At 60.3% G+C, this 18838-nt stretch carries 21 protein-coding genes; 10 read left to right on the forward strand and 11 right to left on the reverse strand.

Going from position 1 to position 18838, the window contains the following annotated elements; translation table 11 throughout:
* Nucleotides 1–10: 10 nt before the first annotated feature.
* The 5 genes from ureC to ABXS05_RS25770 all read left to right on the forward strand — a co-directional run bounded on the left by ureC (nt 11) and on the right by ABXS05_RS25770 (nt 4694).
* A complete protein-coding gene (ureC, locus tag ABXS05_RS25750; protein WP_367625825.1) occupies nt 11–1723 on the forward strand; it encodes an urease subunit alpha in 1713 nt (570 codons plus the stop codon).
* A 4-nt stretch (nt 1724–1727) separates the two neighbouring features.
* Nucleotides 1728–2375, forward strand: coding sequence for an urease accessory protein UreG (gene ureG, locus ABXS05_RS25755; RefSeq protein ID WP_367625826.1), 648 nt, complete (start codon nt 1728–1730; stop codon nt 2373–2375).
* A complete protein-coding gene (locus tag ABXS05_RS25760; protein ID WP_367625827.1) occupies nt 2372–3247 on the forward strand; it encodes an urease accessory protein UreD in 876 nt (291 codons plus the stop codon). The genes ureG and ABXS05_RS25760 overlap by 4 nt, the downstream gene beginning before the upstream one ends.
* Nucleotides 3248–3288: 41 nt before the next feature.
* A complete protein-coding gene (locus ABXS05_RS25765) occupies nt 3289–3891 on the forward strand; it encodes a HupE/UreJ family protein (protein WP_367625828.1) in 603 nt (200 codons plus the stop codon).
* 212 nt (nt 3892–4103) lie between these two features.
* Nucleotides 4104–4694: a helix-turn-helix domain-containing protein gene (locus ABXS05_RS25770; RefSeq protein ID WP_367625829.1), complete on the forward strand. Its 591-nt coding sequence runs from the start codon at nt 4104–4106 to the stop codon at nt 4692–4694.
* Here the strand turns inward: ABXS05_RS25770 and ABXS05_RS25775 are convergent, their stop codons facing one another.
* Nucleotides 4695–5072: an SDR family oxidoreductase gene (locus ABXS05_RS25775; RefSeq protein WP_367625830.1), complete on the reverse strand. Its 378-nt coding sequence runs from the start codon at nt 5070–5072 to the stop codon at nt 4695–4697.
* Nucleotides 5073–5772: 700 nt separating this feature from the next.
* Here ABXS05_RS25775 and ABXS05_RS25780 point away from each other — a divergent pair.
* Complete coding sequence (locus tag ABXS05_RS25780) at nt 5773–6123, forward strand: YidB family protein (RefSeq protein WP_367625831.1); 351 nt, start codon at nt 5773–5775, stop codon at nt 6121–6123.
* A 502-nt stretch (nt 6124–6625) separates the two neighbouring features.
* Here ABXS05_RS25780 and ABXS05_RS25785 read toward each other — a convergent pair.
* Nucleotides 6626–7942 carry an Nramp family divalent metal transporter gene (locus ABXS05_RS25785; RefSeq protein WP_367625883.1) on the reverse strand — a complete coding sequence of 439 codons (1317 nt, stop codon included), beginning with the start codon at nt 7940–7942 and terminating at the stop codon, nt 6626–6628.
* Nucleotides 7943–8207: 265 nt separating this feature from the next.
* On the opposite strand from ABXS05_RS25785, the gene ABXS05_RS25790 reads away from it, so the two are divergent.
* A complete protein-coding gene (locus ABXS05_RS25790; RefSeq protein ID WP_367625884.1) occupies nt 8208–8639 on the forward strand; it encodes a DUF6841 family protein in 432 nt (143 codons plus the stop codon).
* A gap of 1087 nt (nt 8640–9726) precedes the next feature.
* On the opposite strand, the gene ABXS05_RS25795 is transcribed toward ABXS05_RS25790, so the two are convergent.
* The 5 genes from ABXS05_RS25795 to treY all read right to left on the reverse strand — a co-directional run bounded on the left by ABXS05_RS25795 (nt 9727) and on the right by treY (nt 15687).
* A complete protein-coding gene (locus ABXS05_RS25795) occupies nt 9727–9987 on the reverse strand; it encodes a hypothetical protein (protein ID WP_367625832.1) in 261 nt (86 codons plus the stop codon).
* A 196-nt stretch (nt 9988–10183) separates the two neighbouring features.
* Nucleotides 10184–10402, reverse strand: a complete 219-nt coding sequence (locus ABXS05_RS25800) for a hypothetical protein (protein WP_311939580.1) — start codon at nt 10400–10402, stop codon at nt 10184–10186.
* A 379-nt stretch (nt 10403–10781) separates the two neighbouring features.
* Nucleotides 10782–11015, reverse strand: a complete 234-nt coding sequence (locus ABXS05_RS25805) for a hypothetical protein (RefSeq protein ID WP_367625833.1) — start codon at nt 11013–11015, stop codon at nt 10782–10784.
* 155 nt (nt 11016–11170) lie between these two features.
* A complete protein-coding gene (treZ, locus tag ABXS05_RS25810; RefSeq protein ID WP_367625834.1) occupies nt 11171–12979 on the reverse strand; it encodes a malto-oligosyltrehalose trehalohydrolase in 1809 nt (602 codons plus the stop codon).
* Nucleotides 12976–15687 (reverse strand): malto-oligosyltrehalose synthase, encoded by a 2712-nt coding sequence (treY, locus tag ABXS05_RS25815; RefSeq protein WP_367625835.1) that lies wholly within the window; start codon nt 15685–15687, stop codon nt 12976–12978. The genes treZ and treY overlap by 4 nt, the downstream gene beginning before the upstream one ends.
* Here treY and ABXS05_RS25820 point away from each other — a divergent pair.
* Both ABXS05_RS25820 and ABXS05_RS25825 read left to right on the forward strand, forming a co-directional pair.
* Nucleotides 15686–16042: a hypothetical protein gene (locus ABXS05_RS25820; RefSeq protein ID WP_367625836.1), complete on the forward strand. Its 357-nt coding sequence runs from the start codon at nt 15686–15688 to the stop codon at nt 16040–16042. The genes treY and ABXS05_RS25820 overlap by 2 nt on opposite strands.
* A gap of 77 nt (nt 16043–16119) precedes the next feature.
* Nucleotides 16120–16407, forward strand: a complete 288-nt coding sequence (locus tag ABXS05_RS25825; protein ID WP_311939570.1) for a hypothetical protein — start codon at nt 16120–16122, stop codon at nt 16405–16407.
* Nucleotides 16408–17204: 797 nt separating this feature from the next.
* Here the strand turns inward: ABXS05_RS25825 and ABXS05_RS25830 are convergent.
* Nucleotides 17205–17450, reverse strand: a complete 246-nt coding sequence (locus ABXS05_RS25830; protein ID WP_311939568.1) for a DUF982 domain-containing protein — start codon at nt 17448–17450, stop codon at nt 17205–17207.
* Nucleotides 17451–17638: 188 nt separating this feature from the next.
* On the opposite strand from ABXS05_RS25830, the gene ABXS05_RS25835 reads away from it, so the two are divergent.
* Complete coding sequence (locus tag ABXS05_RS25835; protein ID WP_367625837.1) at nt 17639–17908, forward strand: hypothetical protein; 270 nt, start codon at nt 17639–17641, stop codon at nt 17906–17908.
* Here ABXS05_RS25835 and ABXS05_RS25840 read toward each other — a convergent pair.
* The 3 genes from ABXS05_RS25840 to ABXS05_RS25850 all read right to left on the reverse strand — a co-directional run bounded on the left by ABXS05_RS25840 (nt 17898) and on the right by ABXS05_RS25850 (nt 18750).
* Nucleotides 17898–18143, reverse strand: coding sequence for a DUF982 domain-containing protein (locus ABXS05_RS25840; RefSeq protein WP_367625838.1), 246 nt, complete (start codon nt 18141–18143; stop codon nt 17898–17900). The two genes, ABXS05_RS25835 and ABXS05_RS25840, sit on opposite strands and share 11 nt — an antisense overlap.
* A gap of 76 nt (nt 18144–18219) precedes the next feature.
* The gene (locus ABXS05_RS25845) at nt 18220–18462 is read right to left on the reverse strand and encodes a DUF982 domain-containing protein (RefSeq protein ID WP_311939562.1); all 243 of its coding nucleotides are present in this window, start codon (nt 18460–18462) and stop codon (nt 18220–18222) included.
* Between the two features lie 60 nt (nt 18463–18522).
* On the reverse strand, nt 18523–18750 hold the full coding sequence (locus ABXS05_RS25850; RefSeq protein ID WP_311939560.1) for a DUF982 domain-containing protein: 228 nt from the start codon (nt 18748–18750) through the stop codon (nt 18523–18525).
* Nucleotides 18751–18838: the final 88 nt, after the last annotated feature.

Below are 18838 nucleotides of genomic sequence, written 5' to 3' on the forward strand. Positions count from 1 at the left end.
GAGAAGACAGATGGCATCGCTCTCCCGGCGCGACTATGCCGCGATGTATGGACCAACCACGGGTGACGGCTTCCGGCTCGGCGACACCTCGCTCATCGCGGTGGTCGAGAAGGACTACGCGACCTATGGCGACGAATGTCTTCACGGCGGCGGAAAGACACTGCGTGATGGCGCGGGCCTAGCCGCGGGCGTGACCAGCGCCGAAGGGGCACTGGACTTTCTCTTGTGCAACGTCACGGTGATCGATGCCGTGCTCGGGATCGTCAAGGGCGATCTTGGCATCAAGGACGGGCGTATTGTCGGCATTGGCAAGGCCGGCAATCCAGCGATCATGGACAATGTCGACCCTCGCCTGATCGTCTCGGCGGCGACGACGGTGCGTGATTGCGAGGGCCTCATTGCCACTGCCGGTGCGTTGGATGTCCATGTCCACTTCGACAGCGCCCAGCTTTGCGAGCACGCGATCGCCTCGGGCATCACCACGATGCTGGGCGGTTCGCTTGGGCCCATCACCGTCGGCATCGATTGCGGCGGCGCTTTCAATGTCGGCAAGATGCTGCAGGCCGCCGAGCAATGGCCGATCAATTTCGGTTTCCTCGGGCGAGGCAACTCGCACAAGCCAGCCTCGCTGGTCGAACAGATCGAAACGGGCTGCCTCGGCCTCAAATTGCATGAGGACTGGGGCACGATGCCCGCTTCCATCGACACCTGCCTGTCGGTTGCCGACGATATGGACTTTCCAGTCCAGATTCACACCGACACGCTGAACGAGTCCGGTTTCCTGGAAGATACGCTGGCGGCCATCAAGGAACGCACCATCCACATGTACCACACCGAAGGTGCGGGAGGCGGTCATGCGCCCGACATCATCCGTGTTGCCGGCGTGCCATGGTGCCTGCCGTCCTCCACCAATCCCACCAATCCCTATACCATCAATACCTTCGACGAACATCTCGATATGACGATGGTGTGCCATCACCTCAACCCCTCCATACCCGAAGACGTGGCCTTTGCCGAAAGCCGCATCCGGGCGCAGACCATCGCCGCCGAAGACGTCCTGCACGATATCGGCGCGATCTCGATGCTGGGGTCGGACAGCCAGGGCATGGGCCGCATCAACGAGGTCATCTGCAGGACCTGGCAGCTCGCCGACAAGATGAAGCAGCAAAGAGGGCGCCTGCCTGAGGAGAAGACGCGTCTTGGCGACAATGAGCGGATCAAACGCTATGTCGCGAAATACACCATCAATGCGGCACGCACCTTCGGCATTGCCGACCATGTCGGCTCGCTCGAGGACGGCAAGATCGCGGATATCGTGATTTGGCGCCCGGCCTTCTTTGGCATCAAGCCCGAACTGGTCATCAAGGGCGGTTTCATAGCCTGGGGCGCGATGGGGGACAGCGCAGCCTCGCTGATGACCTGCGAACCCCTCTTGTTGCGTCCGCAATGGGGAGCGTTCGGGCGGGCCAGGCAGGCGCTGTCGGCCTGCTTCGTCAATCCGGCCGCCATCGACCGAGGGCTGGCCTCCACGCTCGATTTGAAGAAGGCGCTGCTGCCCTCCCGGGGATCGAGGGGGCTATCCAAGAAGGACATGCTCCATAACGACGTCTGCCCCCAGATACGCGTCGATCCCCAGACCTTCGACGTCTTTGTCGATGGCGAGCTTGCCACATGTGAGCCGGCGCGGGAGCTGCCGCTGGCACAACGCTATATGCTGAGGTGACGCCATGGACGCGACGTATCTGTTGAAGGATCGGCCATCGACCCGCGTGGGCGCTGCCAGGGTTGGCATTGGCGGGCCGGTCGGTTCGGGCAAGACGGCGCTCATCGAACGACTGATCCCGGCTTTTGCGGCACGAGGTGTCTCGCTGGCGGTCGTCACCAACGATCTCGTGACGGCGGAAGATGCCGAGCGTCTGCGGCGTTCCGGCCTGATCGATCCGGCGAGGGTTGCGGCTGTCGAGGCTGGCGCCTGTCCCCATACCGTCATTCGGGAAGATCCCACCCTCAACATCGCCGCTGCCGACGAGTTGGAGCAGCGTTTTCCCGATGCCGAACTGATCCTGATCGAGAGCGGCGGCGACAATCTGGCCTCCACCTTCTCGCTCGACCTCGTCGATTGGTGGATGTTCGTCATCGATGTGGCAGGAGGCGACGACATTCCCCGCAAGAATGGCCCGGGCGTGCTCAAATGCGATCTACTTGTCATCAACAAGAGCGATCTGGCGCCCCATGTCGGCGTCGATCTCGACCGCATGACAAGCGAGGCCGGCGCGGCCCGCCACGGTCGTCCGCTGGTGCTGACCAATTGCCGCAAGGCCGAGGGCATCGGCGCAATCGTGGACCGCATCCTGGCTGACGTGTTGTTCCGATGACGCAGCATTGGCAGCCACCATCGTCACCTGGTGATCCGGCCGTGCACATCATGGCCGAACATCGGGGCCGTTTCGAATTGGACTTCATCCGGCATGGTGCGCGAACGACGCTCGCGCGCCAGTTCGTCTCCTACCCGTTTCATCTGACGCGGCCTTTCCGGCTGGATCCGGCCATTCCTTCCTTGCTTACGCTCTATCAGCAATCGTCATCCGGAGGTCTCTATCGAGGGGAACGGCTCTCATGCCGATTTCGAGTGGGGGCGGGCGCTGCCGCCCACATAACGACCCAGGCCGCCACGATCGTTCATGATTGCCAGGGCCGGCCCGCTCAACAGAGGACTGTCATCGAGGTCGAGGGCGGGGCTTTTCTGGCCTATGCGCCCGACCCGCTCGTGCTCTTTCCAGGTGCGTCCTTTGCTGCCAGCCTGGAGGCGCGCCTGGCGGATGACGCGGTCATGTTCCTTTGCGATGCATTCACCACGCATGATCCCCGGGCTGAAGGACGCCGCTTCGACCAGCTCAGTTCGGATGTCGTGATCCGCAATTCGAGCGGGAGGCTGGTCGTCCGCGATAGTTTCCGGCTCGGCGGCGATGCGCTGTGCAGCCAAACTTCACCGATGGGGCGCTGGCAGGTCATGGCGAGCTATCTCGTCCTCGCTCCTCCTGCCCGTCTTCCTTCCCAGGCTGACCTGCAGTGCTCGCAGGTCGAGGGCCGTTCCATCATTGGTGTGAGCGTCCTCCCCAACGCGGTCGGCTTGGGCATTCGCTGTCTTGCTGCAGATGCGATCGCGGCTCGCAAAGCCACCGATCGGCTGTTCTCGCTGTGTTGCCAAGCCGCGTTCGGCCATTCGCCCATGCCCCGGAGAAAATGAGATCTCGGGGGCCTCTGACTGATTTCGAAAGGAGATAGCCCATGAAATCCCGCTGCACCGTTCCATTGCTTGCTGCGATCCTTGTCGGCGCCATGACAGCCGCTGCCAATGCTCATACGGGCATCGGCGATACCAGCGGGCTCGCGCATGGTTTCCTTCACCCCGTCGGTGGACCGGACCATATCCTTGCCATGGTCGCCGTCGGATTGTTTGCTGCCCAGTTGGGCGGGCGGGCGATCTGGCTCGTCCCGTTGAGCTTTGTGGTCGTCATGGCTTTCGGCGGCGTACTGGGACTGGCCGGCGTAACGCTGCCGTTTGTCGAACTGGGCATCGGCCTTTCCGTGCTCGTGCTGGGCGCCGCCGTTGCCTTTCGGTTGCGCGCGGCCGTACCTGTGGCAATGGCTCTCGTCGGGTTTTTCGCGATCTTCCATGGCTATGCGCATGGCGCCGAGATGCCAGAGAATATCGGCGGCTTCACCTATGGCGTGGGCTTCATGCTCGGAACCGCCATGCTGCATGCCATCGGCGTGGGAGCCGGCCTGGCAATCGGCAGATCGCGAAACGGCCGCGGAGAACTTCTCGTCCGTTCGGCCGGAGCCGTTATTGCGATTACCGGTGCGGCTTTCCTCGGGGGGCTTGCCTGAAAGGCCGGCGCGGACATCCTGCTCCAACGGCAGGGCAAAGGCATGCGCTCGTGGCGATCTTTCCGCGAGGGCACAAGCGGGCATCATCGATGGAGAGCAGGTCAGCCGGACTACGTCGGCGTTCGAGCCGGCGTCTCCTTCCCTGCTGGAGCGCATGCATCGGCTTAAGGCGGCACAATGCCATTGAGCAATTTGGCGGTGGGAGGGCGCGATTGTCGGTAAGAAGAAAGAAGGAACGCCTTCCGGTCGCGATCGGTCGAGAGCTACGGGTCTGCAGGGAGCGTGAAGGGATCTCTGCCGTCGATCTTGCACGCGCGGCTCAAATTTCAGGTGGTACCCTGTCGAAGATTGAACGAGGCACCATCACCGCCTCCCTGACGATCATACAGTCCTTGGCAAGAATTCTGGGCGTTTCATTGTCTACGCTGATAAAACGAACAGAGAGGCGTCGTAAAGTTATCTTTGTCAGGCAAGCCGATGTGATTGGATCGAGTGTATTCCCTGTCCAGAGAGGTGTCTATAACTTAGATCTTGGCTCTGTCGATTCTTATAACGATCTTCTTAACACCAACCCCTCTTTGGTGGTGATTTATGATAATGAATATTCGAACATATCATCCCAAGGAAAGGGGTATGTTTTGATTTTCATGCTGGAAGGTGAGATGATATATCGCCATGGCTTGAATAGTCATAAATTGGAAACAGGAGATAGCCTGTTTTTTGATGCTGAGAATTGGCATGGGCTTGCCAAAGCTGTCAAAACACCTCTCAAGTTTCTACAGTTTAATGCCTGCTTCAAATAATTAGTATTGTATAAGGGGTTGGTTCATCCGACTGTCGTTGTCACTCGTGCCCACTGCACTATTGCTACACCACGCTGAATTTCGCCGTGAAACGGAAGTTGGGTGCCCTCCAGGCGAGCCCGTCTGATGCGGCAGCTTCTTGGTGCGGCCTCCGTCCATCACAAAAACATGCCCGGTCGCAAATCGCCTCTCATTGGAGGCAAGCGATACCGCGAGATTGCCGATGTCGCGCGGCTCTCCCAGCCGGCCTGCCGGATACATGACCAGGAGTTCGCGTCGGATTCGCGACCTGCCGGCTATGCTTTCCAGATAGATCTCGCTGGGCCCCGAATTGTTCCAGTCCGTTGGGATTGCATTGCAACGGATACCGTTCCGCAACGTTCCGGTCTTGGCGCCAAGCTGGAACCAGGCATGTTCGGGCCGGCTGTCGCCGCCTATGGGGGATGATTTACGAATTCTCGTTCAAGCAATGACTTGGCGGGGTTTGCTTTTGGCGCTTCATTCTCGTGTGAATAGAAGCAGGCGTTTGCGATCGCAGGTTCAAATCAAAGGTGCCATAGCCCGCAACCAGTTACGATGTCTTTTGAGCCAGAAATACCCGGTCGCCTCATCGCGAGACTGACGTGATCTTGGGCTTGAACTGCCTGGAGCAGTCCATCCCGCCCTGGGATAGCTTCCCTCGCCAGCGCATCAGGGCTATCTCGACCCCGGGTCGACTGTCCGGTGAAACGGGGGAGGGCACACGGAGGGCTTCGGCCCGGTTTGGGGTGGCCCGGCCGCGAGGATCAGTCGGCGGCATGCGGCCGGGCCTGCCGGCCATGTCGTTGCGGGACAGCCGGCGGCTCCCCCGAGTGGTCAGGAGCGCTTGAAGGCTAAATCGGCAGCGTCCCGGAACGAAGCGGGATGTTGTTAAGAGTTGTTTCCGGCGTCCGCGGCCAACGGAGCCTGGCCGATCGTTCAATGAAAGGGCGACCGGGCCTTGCATCATAATGTTACCTAGCGTTACCCTGTGGGGCGGGGGCTGTTTACGAGTTGCTAGCCTATGCAGGCAAGCCAGCTATCATTTCTGGAGGATGTCATGGGATTGCTCGACAACATTCTTGGTGCATTGCAAGGGCAGACTGGAAGCTCGATTTCCGATTTGGTGTCACAGCACTTGCCCGATCTCCTCGGGCAACACGGTATTGATGGCCTGCAGGGGCTGACGACCCAGTTGTCGCAAAGCGGACTGGGCGAAGCAGTTTCGTCGTGGATCGGCAACGGAGAAAATCAGGCGGTCACGGCCGACCAGATTTCCCAGGCCCTGGGTTCGCCTATGGTCACCTCGCTGGCGGAGAAGTTCGGCGTTGATCCGGCCCAGGCGAGCCAGTTCCTCGCCGACCATCTGCCGCAGATCATCTCGACATTCCACGGCAATCAAACGGCCTGAAGGAGCCCGGCCGCTCGATCGAATGGAGAGGCGGCCGGGCCTCGCCAACAGACTGTGAATACTGCTGGCGATTGCTTCCGCCGGGCGCGATGGAAGCAAGGAAGAGGGTAGGTCGGCCGGGTCACGGGATGAAGCTTGATCTTGTTAAATGTTGTTTCGTCAACCTGGCGATCGAGGCGAAGTAGGATAGGGGCATGGCGCCCCGCGTGTCCTCCTCCTGCTTGAGCGCCCGGCCGATTTCGCAACTACGGGTCCCGTTGCCGGTGTCGATCGGGGGCGGGCCTTACTGCGATCTTCGCCGGGACATGTTGCCTCGCTGTTGTCGGTGTTTTGATCGGCCGGAACTCAGCGCCCGGTGTGGGGCAGGTGCTGCCTGTTGGATTGCCGCGGCGTTTGTCGATGCAACGATGGCCGCCGATGCTACGAACGGGGCCGTTGTCGGTGCGGGAGATGGAAGTGCAATAGGCTCCCTGGCCGAGGCAGCGGCTTTTCGTCGATACGGCTAGTTCAAGACGGCAGACGCGCCCATCCCTACGGCGCATAGCGCCATGACACCCGTGGAGAGCCAGCCCAGGCCAAGCAGCCAGCCGCCGATCACCTGCTCGCCCATGATTCTTTTGTCGGTCGACATCAGCATCATGATGACCATGATCGGCACAGCGACGACGCCATTCACCACAGCGCTCCAGAAAAGGGCCTGGATCGGATTGACGGGGGCGAAATTCAAGGCCACGCCGAGCATGGTTGCGATCGCTATCGTGGCATAGAAGGCCTTGGCGTCCTTGGGCTTGCGGGCCAGTCCGGTGGGCCAGCGCAGCGCTTCTCCGAGCCCGTAAGCGGCCGATCCGGCCAGCACCGGCACGGCCAGGAGCCCTGTTCCCACGATGCCGATGACAAACAAAAGCTCGGCAAATTTGCCTGCAACGGGCTCCAGCGCTTCAGCCGCCTGCGCTGAACTGCCAATGTCGGTGATGTGGTGCACATTGAGCGTCGCGGCCGCCGTGACCATGATGGACAGCGCAATGAAGTTGGAAATGCCCATGCCGGCGAGCGTATCCAGTTCAATCCTTTGATCGGCCTCCTTGGCTTGTTCCGGACTATCCTTCAAAGGGTGGCGCTTGGGCTTTTCCTTGAGGTCCTCCACTTCCTGCGAGGCCTGCCAAAAGAAGAGATACGGGCTGATGGTGGTGCCAAAGATTGCGACAATTGCCATGAGATAGTCGGAGGAAAACTCGATATGCGGCGTAAAGAATCCCGTCGCCAGAGCCGCCCAGTCGATCTTTACGATGAAAAGCGTCGCGACATAGCTCAGCAAGGCCAGGCTGAGCCATTTGAGAATGCGAACGTATTTCTTGTATTGCAGGAATACCTGTGCGATTGCGCATCCGGCTCCGAAAAGCACGACATAGACCAGGGCCGGGCCGCCGATGATGAGTTTGACGGCGTCGCCCATTGCGCCGATATCGGCCCCGATATTGATGATGTTGGCGATCACCAGCAGGCAGACGCCCGTATAGACCAGCCAATTGGGATAATATCTGCGCAGGTTGCCGGCTATGCCTCGTCCCGTGGTTCGTCCGAGACGGGCGCTGATCATCTGGATGGCGCTCATGAGGGGGTAGGAAAACAACAGGGTCCAGCTCGCGCCATAGGCATATTGCGCACCCACCTGGGAATAAGTCGCAATTCCGCTGGGATCGTCGTCCGAAGCGCCGGTGATTAAGCCCGGGCCGAGAACTTTGAGTATACGTGGCTTGCTTGGCTCGACAGCCGGGCTGCGCTCCGTTCTTGGATCGAGGTCCCCCTCAGTCCCGCTCATTGTTCCGCCTTGCTGCAAGATGTTCTTGTTGTTGCTCTGGCGCCGACATCGAAAGCTGCAAATCAATCTGTGCGCAGGATCGATGTGGCGCCCTCTCGTCTGCTATGCGAGCTTACGAACTCGCTCGGTGGCATTCGGTTCCCGAGGAATGCTCGAACCGCCCGGCGGAATGGCGATAGCGTACGGTGGCGGAATTGTGCTTGGAACGGATGGGAAGCACCGCAGTTCTGGCTGTCCAGTACCGAGTTTCCAGGAGAACGCTATGATGGAGGCGGCTGTAAGGAAGCTATTCGAGCGATACGAGAACTTCTGCAATCAGTCTCTCGGTGGCCATGCGGACATGGACGAGGTCGCCTCACTGTACGCGCCCGAATTTATCGGCGCCGCACCCGCCGGCGTCATGACTGGAAAGAACGACGATCAGTTCAAACAGGCGATCGTGCAGGGATATGCACATTATCGGGCAATCGGGACGACAGAGATGCGCATACGCAATGTCCGCCTTTCCTCCATAGACGAATGTCATTGCCTAGCCCATGTCGCTTGGACCGCCACCTATGCCCAGAAGGGTCGAGGGCACAAAGTGATCGATTTTGATGTCCACTATTTCGTTCAGATACTGGATTCCGAGGCGAAGATATTTGGTTGGGTATCAGGCGACGAGCAGGCACTTCTAAAAGAGCATGGCATCATCTGACGCCAGCCGTGCCTGCAAATGCACGCTTCTCCGATCCGTGTGGCTCCTTCCTGTCCGACTTAGAATATGCCGGCCTCTGAGACAGGGGGCGAACCGAGATCGACAATTAGATCGCCGGGCGCCTTCTCGGCGCCGTCACAAAGGTCGCCAATGCTTATCCTGGTGGCCGTATCAGTTAATTCAGGCGTCGAGGGCATGAAAAAGCATGAGACGACGTAATTTTATATAAAAACTAAGATTATAATAATAAATATTTTGAATTTATAGATAAATTTAGGCTCGTAAACTATAATAATACGAAATTAAATTTAAAAACACATTATAACCTCCACTAAAATAAGAATTTATATGAAGATAATTATTCGAATTATTGTAGTTGGCGCGTGTATGTAGTTCGGATAAATTTAAACTTGCATTCAGATCCCCTTCGTCGTTGATTAGTCGAAGTTTCAGGGAAAGGTATGCAAGTCATGAGGCAGGTCTATATCTTATTGCCGTTAGGGGTAGCATGTGTCTTGGGAGCTTGTGCCGACAATAAACCACTCGAGAAGGGGTTGAGGGTTGGCCCATCCGTTACTCGCCATACGAAAAAAGATCAGTCCGTCACGGTGTACAGCGCGTATCAGGTCGCCAACGATTGCGTCATGTATGACCTGCCACCTTCCGTCAAGATTATCACGCCTCCGCGCAATGGCATTGCCACGGTTGTTCACGTGAAAGACCATCCCGCCTACCCGACGACAAGCCATCTCTACAAATGCAATGCCAGGATGATACCGATGACTGCAGTCACGTATCGGCCGAATCCGGGCTTTACGGGTACCGATAGCCTCGCATTACAGACCAATTTCACCGGATCTCTCAATCCTCCTGACCGGACTGCAGTTGCCGTTGAGGTAGCACCGTAGACCCGGTCACCGGCATTCGCGCCCCCACTCGAGCCCTGCGGTGCTCTTAGCGTGGGGTCGATGATGAACCATATGGCGGGCTGATCGAGCCCGTGGCGCAAGCCGAGATGGCCCGGCAACGCTGCTTTTCGCCGAGCGCAGGGCTTCGCAGCCGGACCGCTTGTTGCGCGGGAGCGGGGCTATCGGAGCAGGATCTGCGACTGCCAAACCCGGGTTTCGATCCGTGCCCGGATCTGCTCGGCCTTGCCATGAACGACCACGAAGTGCTCCCTGTCGAAATACAGGGTCGAGCTGTCGGGCTCATTGCCCTCGATATAGCAGATGCGAGTCACGTTCACTTCGATCGGATGTCGGTCGAAACTCCGTTCGAATGTGCAGAATATCGGGATTTTGGTCTCTGTCTCTTCAGAACGACCCGTCGTCTCCTGCGCTTCGTCCATTCCTACCATCCCACACAAACGCGAGCGCAATGATGGCTCTTCCAGTGCGGAAATCTAGCAATGGCGTTTTCGGGATCAAGACCGCCTGAAATCCCATGGTTAAAAAAATTGCCCGCCGCGCTTGGGGGCAGCGAGCGGGCAAGCAGGGGAAGGGAGCAATGCGGGTTTCCTGCCGGCGGCAATTTGCTCCTTGTTTTCAGGCTGCGACGTCCGCTGGCGGGGTCATCGACGTGCAGGTTTCGATATGCCTGCGGGTGTCCGCGAGGGTGCCCCTGACGACCACGAATTCGTCTCTCCTGAAATACATGGTCGTCGTGCCGTCGTCATTGCCCTCCAGATAGAGGATGAGATTCACGTTCACCTCGATCGGATGGCGGTCGAAGCTGCGTTCGAAAATACAGAAAATCGGTTTCACCGGTCCTGCTCCTTTGGGGTTAGCAGGCCCTGTACTAGGACCGTGGGCATGATGCCCACTGCGTGTCGCTTCTCGCGTTCGCGAGCGCCCTCTACGCCTTCTCCTCTTGGAAAAGAACAGCCCGCTGGCCTGTCAGGCAGCGGGCGAGTTGGGCTGTCTAAAGTCGACAAGGACTCAACCGATGAGCGGCGCGATAGTTCCTCACGTCCGTCTCACCGGTCGTCGCCCTGGCTCGGGCATGCCTGCTGCATCCCCCAAAAGTCCTGCTGCCTTCTGGAGCAGATTTTTAGGCTTTGGTTCCGTTATTGGTCATGCCCTAAAATGGCCGGCGTTGACGGTCGAAGGCGATCCGGGGGACCGATCGGGCCTGCCTGTTGCGCTACTTCTCTGCCTGCAGCGCGGTTCTGCCAGCCTCTGTAATTTCCCAGTAATTGGCCGATGGCCGGGGCTTGATGGCAACGAAGCCCAGGATACGCAGACGCCAAAAGGTCCGATGTGATCGAACGCCGTCGGGCATGTGCCCGATCGGCACGCCACCGGGCGTCATCCTGACTTCGACGCCCGCCTCGAGCGCGGTCAATGCACGGATCTGGGCAGGGGATAGCTTTGCCATCTAAGCAGTGCCGTCCTGGCATATGAGCGCCGATTCAAGCCCTCGGGACGCAGCCTCGCTATGTCTGAGACACGCATTCTACATGAGATCGGGACGATGCGGGAGAAATTGCCTCCTGGCTGCGCTGGTGGGGCTGCCGGCGTCGTCGAGACACATTACGCCGGCGGCCTCTCCGGTGTTTCAAGCGTCCAAATTGCGGTCCAGGCGCCGAGCGTTGCGCCCTCCCGTTGACCTTCTGTCCAGATGGGCTGGCCCTGGATGGCCGTCTCCATCGGTTTCGGCGTGTCGCTGAGATTGAGAACGAGGCGGAGCACCGTTTCGCTGGTGCTGCGCCAATCGACGCAGACGACCCCGTTCTCGTCGACTGTGTACATACCGGCCTGCAGGAAGGTCGGTATGAGCGGTACGATCTTCGTGGCTCGAACCGACAGGATGCGCCGGTACCAATTCAGCATGTCCGCATGCAGGGGCCTCTCCCGTTCCGGCCACAGCAATTTGGCTGAGCGGAAGGTCTGTTCGCTGACGGGATCGGGAATGGCTTCGCGCGCTTGCGGATCGGCATAGTCGGGAAAGCGCGAAAACTCGTTGCGCCGCCCCTCGCGCACCGCATCGGCCAGTTCACCCTCGACGTCGCAGAAGAACGTGAAAGGCGTAGAGGCGGCCCACTCCTCGCCTTGAAACAGCATGGGGATCTGCGGTGCCAGGAGACAGGCCGCCGCGGCGGCCTTCACGGCTCGGAGCGGATGATGGTGGTGGATGCGGTCGCCAAAGGCGCGATTGCCGATCTGGTCGTGATTCTGCAGGAAGGCGACGAAGGCATCCGGCGGCAGATGGGCCGAGGGTTGCCCGCGACGACTGCCGCGATAGGCCATCGTTTCGCCCTGGAAGGCAAAGCCCTGTGCCAAGGCGCGGCCGAGCAATTCGGGCCGATGGGCATAGTCCCCGTAATAGCCTGCGTTTTCGCCGGTCACGGCCACATGCAGGGCGTGATGGACGTCGTCATTCCATTGCGCGGTGAAGGCCGGTGTTCCTTCCGATTGCCGGGCGAGCCATTCGGCGTTGTTTTCCTCATTCTCCAGCACGAGATGGACAGGACGATTGCCGATGAGGGCGCCGACCGCGGCGCGGATCTCGGCAAGGAGATGACGGTCCCCGGCATCGCGTATCTCGTGCACGGCATCGAAACGCAATCCGTCGAGGCGGAACTCTTCCAGCCAATAGAGCACGTTTTCGATGGTGAAGGCCCGGATCTCGGCAGACCCTTCGTCGTCATAGTTGACGGCGGGGCCCCAAGGGGTCTGGTGGCGTTCGGTGAAGACGGGAGCATAGAGCGGCAGATAGTTCCCCTCGGCTCCGTAGTGATTGTAGACGACGTCGAGCAGCACCGAGAGGCCGAGGCCATGCGCTTCGTCGATGAAGGCTTTCAGTTGCTCCGGCCGGCCATAGGCTGCGTCCGGCGCGAAGGGAAGGACGCCGTCATAGCCCCAGTTGCGTTTCCCCGGAAAATCGGCCACCGGCATGAGCTGGATGGTGGTCACCCCCAGTTCACTGAGAGAGTCGAGCCGTTGCGCCGCGCTGGCGAAAGTCCCTTCCGGCGTGAAAGTTCCGATATGAAGCTCGTAAAGCACCGTTTCGTGCCAGGCGCGTCCCTGCCAGTCCGTATTGCGCCAGCGATAGGCCGCCGGGTCGACCAGCTCGCTCGGACCATGGACGTCCTCGGGCTGGAAGCGGCTGGCCGGATCCGGCACGGTCATGCCGTCTTCCAACACGAAGCGATATCGGGCACCAAAGTCGGCGGCCACCGGCAGGCAATGCCAGCCGCCATGGTTGTGCATCGGATATGTCGTCTGTCCCAATTGCAGGCCGACCCGGCATTGCCTGGGCGCCCAAAGGCGAAACAGAACCTTGCCGTCGCGCAGGACGGGGCCGAAGCGCGGTTCGTAGTGGCCTGGCGGCATGATCATGGCTGCGAGTGCCGGATTGCCGGCGGTGTCTGCGGCACCAGCACGGCGGCGGGCAGCTCTGCCAGCAGCATAGCAAGATCGATGCCTTCCTTGCCGGGGGTGATCTGGCGTCCAGAGAGGAGATCGCCATAGACGGGGCAATGATGGGCGAGGGGCAGAAAGCCGTCGATGGCGCCACGACCGGGGAACCGCGCGGCCACGACGACGAGGGCGCAGTCGCCATGCTGTCGCGAGAAGGCGATGACGCGATCGCCTGCCATCTCGATGGGCCGATAGTCTCCTGCGGCAAACAAGGCTTCATGCCGGCGGCGCAACTCGAGCAGCTTGGCGATGGTGGCCAATTTGGCGCTTCCGTCGAGAAGGTTGTCTCGCGCGACCGGCCGAATGTTTCCCAGGCTCTCTCGGCGCCAGACCCAGTCGACCGGGCGGCGATTGTCCGGATCGACCAGGCTGAAATCGTAGGCCTCCGCCCCCTGATAGATATCGGGAACGCCGGGCACGGTGAACTTCAACACGGTCTGCGTGAGACTATTGGCAGCACCGAGTTCGATGACGCGTTTTTCGAAGCCGATGAAATCGGCAAGAAAATCCTGGTTCGCGAAAGCGGCCGCAACATAGTCGTGCAGGGACTTTTCATAAATCTCGTCGGGCGCTGCCCAGTTGGTGTGAACCTTGGCCTCGCGCGCCGATTTGAGCATGGCCAGCTGCAGGCGCTCCTGGAACCGCTCCAACGCCCCGATATCGGTGGAGACGAGCTCCACGGGCCAGGCACCCACGAGCAACTGAAAGAGCAGGAAGATGTCGTTGCCATCAGGCCTGGTCTCGTTCCCGTCGAGCATGGACCGCCAGCGGGCGGTGGCTTCGGTAAAATCCACCGGGATCTCGCTGAGAACGGCAAGGCGTGCCCGGCAGTCCTCGCCACGTTTGGTGTCATGCGTCGACGTCGCGAGCATGGCGCCCGCATGGCGGGCGAGATTGGCGGTATGGAAAGTCTCGACGCTGGCGCCGAGATGGCCGGGGTGGCCGCCAACCTCATTGGCGGCAATGAAGCGGTTGTAGCGGTAGAAGGCGGTATCCTCGACCCCCTTGGCCATGATCGGCCCGGTATATTGCTGGAACCGCATGGCAAAACGCATGACGTCCTGCCGGCTGAAACCGCTGCCGGGCTTTGCAACGGCCTCGCCGCCGAGTAGTGAGAACAGGAAGTCGAACACCGAATGGTCTATGCCACGCCCCGAGCGCCGCGCCTGGGTGAAGGCACTTTCGAGTTCCTGAAGGTCGGCAGCGCTGGCACCCTCCGCATCGACATAGGTCCGATAGACACGAAACCCGGCGACGATTTCCCTGAGTGCACGCTGCAGGACATTGCGGGTAAAATCGGCAGTGCGCGGATTGGAACGCGCGATGCGGGCAGCCTCGCGAGCCAGCCCGTCGAGTTCGCCGGCCATTTCGTCTGCCATGATGGCCAGCTTGCCCTCGCGGCTGATGGCCTTGAAGCTGCGCCGCTCGCCGGTGAAGCGGCGATAAAGCTCATCGAGCTGTGCCTGGCCGCTCGGGTCGATCAGCAGATTGGTAAGGAGGTTGGCGAATTCGTAGCCGGTCGTGCCGTCGGCATGCCAATCCTCCCGCAGTTCCTCGTTTTCTCCGAGGATCTTCTCGACGACCAGGTAGATTGGCCGCGGCGCTTTCTCGCGCAAGCGGCGGCAGTATGTCTTGGGATCCAGCAGGCCATCGATATGGTCGATGCGCAACCCGTCCAGCACACCCTCGGCGATCAACTCGAAGACAAAGCGATGGGCGTGGTCGAACAACTCCTCATGTTCGATGCGCAAGCCGGCAAGATCGCTGATATTGAAGAAGCGGCGGTAGTTGATATCGTCGGCGGCCACACGGAAATGAGCCACGCGCCAATGCTGGTCGGCGATCAGCCGGTCGAGCCGTTTCCAGCTCTCCAGCTCGCCGGCCATGCCGGCGAAACGCCCCAGACGCTCCGCGACGGCCTCCGTCACCGTCGGTTCGGCTGCGACCAAAGCGGCAAGATCGGCCTTGAGTTGTCCGGCCCTGCGCTGTTCATGCGGGTGGAACCCTTCGAGGTGGGAGAAGGCATCGCTCAGTTTTTCGAGCGCGGCATGGTCGCTCCCAAGGACACGGCCATAATGTCCGGGATGGATGGGGAGCTTGTGGGCGCCGTGAGCCCAGATGGCGATCTCCCCGGCCCTGGCATCGAAACATAGCTCGAGGCCACCACCGGCAAGCACTGCGCCGTACTGGTCGCCGAGAACGGGGACCAGGACCTTGCCCCTGAGATGCGAAGGTTCGGGCTGCCAGTCGATGTCGAACCAGCCGGCATAGGCCGACTCCTGGCCCCATTCGAGCACGTCGAGCCAATAGGGATTGTCGGCACCGTTCACGCCCATATGGTTGGGGACGAAATCGAGGATCAGGCCCAGGCCGTTGGCGCGTAGGGCCTGCATCATCAGATCGAAATCTTCCTTGGTGCCGAGGTCGGGATTGAGGGCCGAGTGATCGACGATGTCGTAACCATGGCTGCTGCCCGGCCTCGCTTTCAGGAACGGGGAGGCATAGACGTGGCTCACTCCCAATTGGGCGAGATAGGCGGCTATGGCTTCGACCGCCGCAAAATTGAAGCGGGCGTTCAGCTGCAAACGATAGGTCGCCCGCGGCGGCGGGCAATCGGCTTCTGGCATGGAACTTTCCCGATCGCGTCGTTTCCTGGAACCAGCGGCGAGGCTGAAAGTTTCGCGTGGCATTGCTGCAGATAAATGTCGCAACGGGATCTTTCGTACCGTTCGCGGGTTCGATGCTGGGGAGGGCAGCGCAATGACCTCGATGTTTGATTACGATCCCGAAGAAATCGTCAGTTTCGAAGGCCATGACATCAGCCTGAAGGAAGCCGTGATGCAGTATCGGCAGGCCAGGGCCCACCCAGACCAGTTCACGGATTTTTCGGCTGTTCGGGATCCCGGCAAGACACCTCAGATCTTCGAAGTCGAACACTTCGACGCGTTGATGACGCGACCCGAATTTGAGGGCTCGGCCTGAGCGCAATGCAGCAGCAGCCATACTACCCGCAGCGATATCGCTTGAAGACTTTCGCGGCACCTGAAGGAAGAGCACCCATGGTTTCCGACATTCCCGAGCCTCTTGCGGTGGGGAGCATCGTCACATTCTCCCCCGCCCCTGGCCATAGTCAGCCTGACTTTTACGAGGGTGCTCCGATAACGCTGGTGCCAGGGGTCGGAGAACCACTGATCGGCCGTATTCTCGCCCATACCGCAGAAGAAGTGGCGGTTGCCGCGGCTGGTGCGCAGCTGGTGCTGACCCCTGTCGCGGCGACGTTGGATGAGCATGGCAGTCTCGACTATAAGGGAGCGTGGACGGTTCGATCGACAATGCCGCTAGGCTGAGGCCATCGGCTCCGGAGCCAGTCGTGCTGCTCGGCAATGGGGGGTGCCGACGAGGCGGCCTGGCCAGCGTTCCTCCCAGAGAAAGCTTCGCCGAGCCATGTGTTTCACGCATTTTAGCGGGAACAGTCTTGGTCCGTCATGGTTCGGAAAGGGTGAGGTCGTGGATGCCTTGTGTCGCCCAATGACCGGCCTCGCAGTGTAGAGTCCGGCGGTCCGGTTCCTCGTTGCCGACCTTTCCCCCAGGTCCGAGAGCCGGGCCGTTGCATGAGTAGGGAACAAAGAATCGAGATACCTGTTTGGAAGGTGCGACACGATCGATGCGAAAGCATTCGGCGTATCGTTCGGCTGATGGTGAGATCAGCCGAGGCGGCTCGGCCAATGCCGATCACACCGACCTCGGCGGCCGAGCCGCTCAGACCCGGTGCTTCCATCCGGGTGTTCCCCTCTTGCGAAAAATGCGCAAGGCCTTCTCTGGCTCGCTACCCTCGATGGCGGGCGGGGGGCAGAAGCCATTCGTCGTCTTTGCAATGACGGCGAGCGGGATGGCCGGGTACCAGCGTCGGAGCGCTGTCAGAGTACATGCATCCGATCAGTTCCGCCTTTCCTTCTCTTGGCGGGCTGCGGATAGGGCTCCAGGACAGGTTTATCGTCCGCCTGGGCAGGATAGTCGACCTTTGGCCGTATGATCGGTGTTTCGTCCGGTGAAATCTCTTCGACGCCAGGCCCCTTGTTCCTGGTCCCGCGGAAAGGACCGTCGAGTGGTTTCCGATGCTTCGAAGCGGCCATCCGAACCTCCTTCACGGCATTACGCGTATATCGGCTTCCTTGCAGGCCGCGACGAACGCGGTTCTGGCATTGTCGGGTTCGTCCGTGCCCGCCATGACGTCGAGGCAGATACGGCGAGCGTCGATAAGCCGCGGTCCAGTGACTTGGGGCCAGTCATTGAGCAGAAAATGCGATGCTTCTTCCGTCGAGACGAGAATGCGGTATCGCCCGACATCGGTCTCAAATCGGACCGGTCGACTCCAGGGCAGGGTATCCATAGTGTTCCTCTCGTCCATCAGGCCGGAAACGGGCCGAAGGCTCCGACATATCGTATGAGGTTACGGCATGCTGGCCTTCCGCCAGCGCTCCACGCCAACCGTGGTGAGCTTTTCGGGAAGGATGTCGGCTCGGCTTGCCGTTGTCTTCCCTTCAAAAGCGAAGCGTCATGCTACGCCCGCAGCGTAGCATGAAAGCAAATGATGTCCGAGCTTATTTGGAAGGCATCGTCAGGTGCGCTTTCGGTCATATCTGGTTGGGATCGACCAAAGGGGGCATCTCCGGCGGGTTGGGCACATCCGGCGCGATCGGCGTGTTTCCCGGCGGCGGCGGCACGATGGGCACTTCATTCGGGGGTTTCGGGTTTGGCTCCGGCATGGGCGGAGGGCTTTCCGTCGGCGCTGGAGTCGCGGGCTTCGGTTCTTTCGGATCGGGCATCGTACTCTCCCTCATTGCGTGACATGCATGCCGGATTCTTCACAGGCTTCGATAAAGGCCCTGCGGGCGTGATCGGCGGGGAGCGATCCGGCCAAGGCATCGAGACAAGCGCGTCTGGCAAGCAGATGTTTGTCTCCGCCTTCGGTTGGCCAATGATTCAGCAGGAAGTCAGAGGCTTCCTCGCATGAGACAACCACTCGGAACTGACCTGCGCCGATCTCGAATTTCACGGGGCTGCTCCAGATTTTCATGGCCATGGCACACCTCCTAAACTCAAACGTTGTCGGTGCATGCCGGTTCCTGCAGCCATGGCCTCGGGCTTTTCCTCTCCGATCATCCGATCACATGCATTTCGAGTTGCAGGCAGGCCTCGATGAACACGGCCCGGGCATCTCCGGCCTCCGCTCCTTCAAGGGCCTCCAGGAATCCCTGACGCCCTGCAGCCGGTTCGCCATCGGAATCGATGGGCCAGTGCTTGAGCAGAAAGATGACGGCTTCGTCCGTCGAGCCAACTATGCGGTAATCACCGATATAGGTCTGGAGCTCGACCGGGCGCAGCCAAGCGCGGTTATACATGTCAACCCTCCGGTTAATCGAACTGCGGTGGGGACATTTCGTTCCGATGGAAGGGCGTGATCATGTGAGGATCACCCCGGCTTCCTCCGCGGCGAGCAGGAAAGCCGCCCTGGCGTCTTCGGGATCACGCTTGCCTTCGATCGCCTCGAGACAGACGCGCTTGGCGAAGTCATAGCGCTCGCCGCTGTCGGCGGGCCAGTTGTTGAGCAGATAATCCGCGGCCTCGTTTGCGTCGCCGATGGTGATGCCGTCGATATTGATCGGCTGGGTGAACATTGAAGATGTCATCTCCTACCTCCTTGCGAGAAACACGAGGGGAGGGCGATGGTTCCGGCGCGGGCCGTCGAATGGCCCGTTGGCCAGGAAGGCCGGTCCC

Source organism: Labrys neptuniae (assembly GCF_040797145.1).
GTDB lineage: Bacteria > Pseudomonadota > Alphaproteobacteria > Rhizobiales > Labraceae > Labrys > Labrys neptuniae.

Bases quoted from the DNA above. Each gene is read 5' to 3' on its own strand.
- ureC (WP_367625825.1), top strand. From the start codon at position 11: ATGGCATCGCTCTCCCGGCGCGACTATGCCGCGATGTATGGACCAACC.
- ureG (WP_367625826.1), top strand. From the start codon at position 1,728: ATGGACGCGACGTATCTGTTGAAGGATCGGCCATCGACCCGCGTGGGC.
- ABXS05_RS25760 (WP_367625827.1), top strand. From the start codon at position 2,372: ATGACGCAGCATTGGCAGCCACCATCGTCACCTGGTGATCCGGCCGTG.
- ABXS05_RS25765 (WP_367625828.1), top strand. From the start codon at position 3,289: ATGAAATCCCGCTGCACCGTTCCATTGCTTGCTGCGATCCTTGTCGGC.
- ABXS05_RS25780 (WP_367625831.1), top strand. From the start codon at position 5,773: ATGGGATTGCTCGACAACATTCTTGGTGCATTGCAAGGGCAGACTGGA.
- ABXS05_RS25785 (WP_367625883.1), bottom strand. From the start codon at position 7,942: ATGAGCGGGACTGAGGGGGACCTCGATCCAAGAACGGAGCGCAGCCCG.
- ABXS05_RS25790 (WP_367625884.1), top strand. From the start codon at position 8,208: ATGGAGGCGGCTGTAAGGAAGCTATTCGAGCGATACGAGAACTTCTGC.
- ABXS05_RS25795 (WP_367625832.1), bottom strand. From the start codon at position 9,987: ATGGACGAAGCGCAGGAGACGACGGGTCGTTCTGAAGAGACAGAGACC.
- ABXS05_RS25805 (WP_367625833.1), bottom strand. From the start codon at position 11,015: ATGGCAAAGCTATCCCCTGCCCAGATCCGTGCATTGACCGCGCTCGAG.
- treZ (WP_367625834.1), bottom strand. From the start codon at position 12,979: ATGATCATGCCGCCAGGCCACTACGAACCGCGCTTCGGCCCCGTCCTG.
- ABXS05_RS25820 (WP_367625836.1), top strand. From the start codon at position 15,686: ATGGAACTTTCCCGATCGCGTCGTTTCCTGGAACCAGCGGCGAGGCTG.
- treY (WP_367625835.1), bottom strand. From the start codon at position 15,687: ATGCCAGAAGCCGATTGCCCGCCGCCGCGGGCGACCTATCGTTTGCAG.
- ABXS05_RS25825 (WP_311939570.1), top strand. From the start codon at position 16,120: ATGGTTTCCGACATTCCCGAGCCTCTTGCGGTGGGGAGCATCGTCACA.
- ABXS05_RS25830 (WP_311939568.1), bottom strand. From the start codon at position 17,450: ATGGATACCCTGCCCTGGAGTCGACCGGTCCGATTTGAGACCGATGTC.
- ABXS05_RS25835 (WP_367625837.1), top strand. From the start codon at position 17,639: ATGAAAGCAAATGATGTCCGAGCTTATTTGGAAGGCATCGTCAGGTGC.
- ABXS05_RS25840 (WP_367625838.1), bottom strand. From the start codon at position 18,143: ATGGCCATGAAAATCTGGAGCAGCCCCGTGAAATTCGAGATCGGCGCA.
- ABXS05_RS25845 (WP_311939562.1), bottom strand. From the start codon at position 18,462: ATGTATAACCGCGCTTGGCTGCGCCCGGTCGAGCTCCAGACCTATATC.
- ABXS05_RS25850 (WP_311939560.1), bottom strand. From the start codon at position 18,750: ATGACATCTTCAATGTTCACCCAGCCGATCAATATCGACGGCATCACC.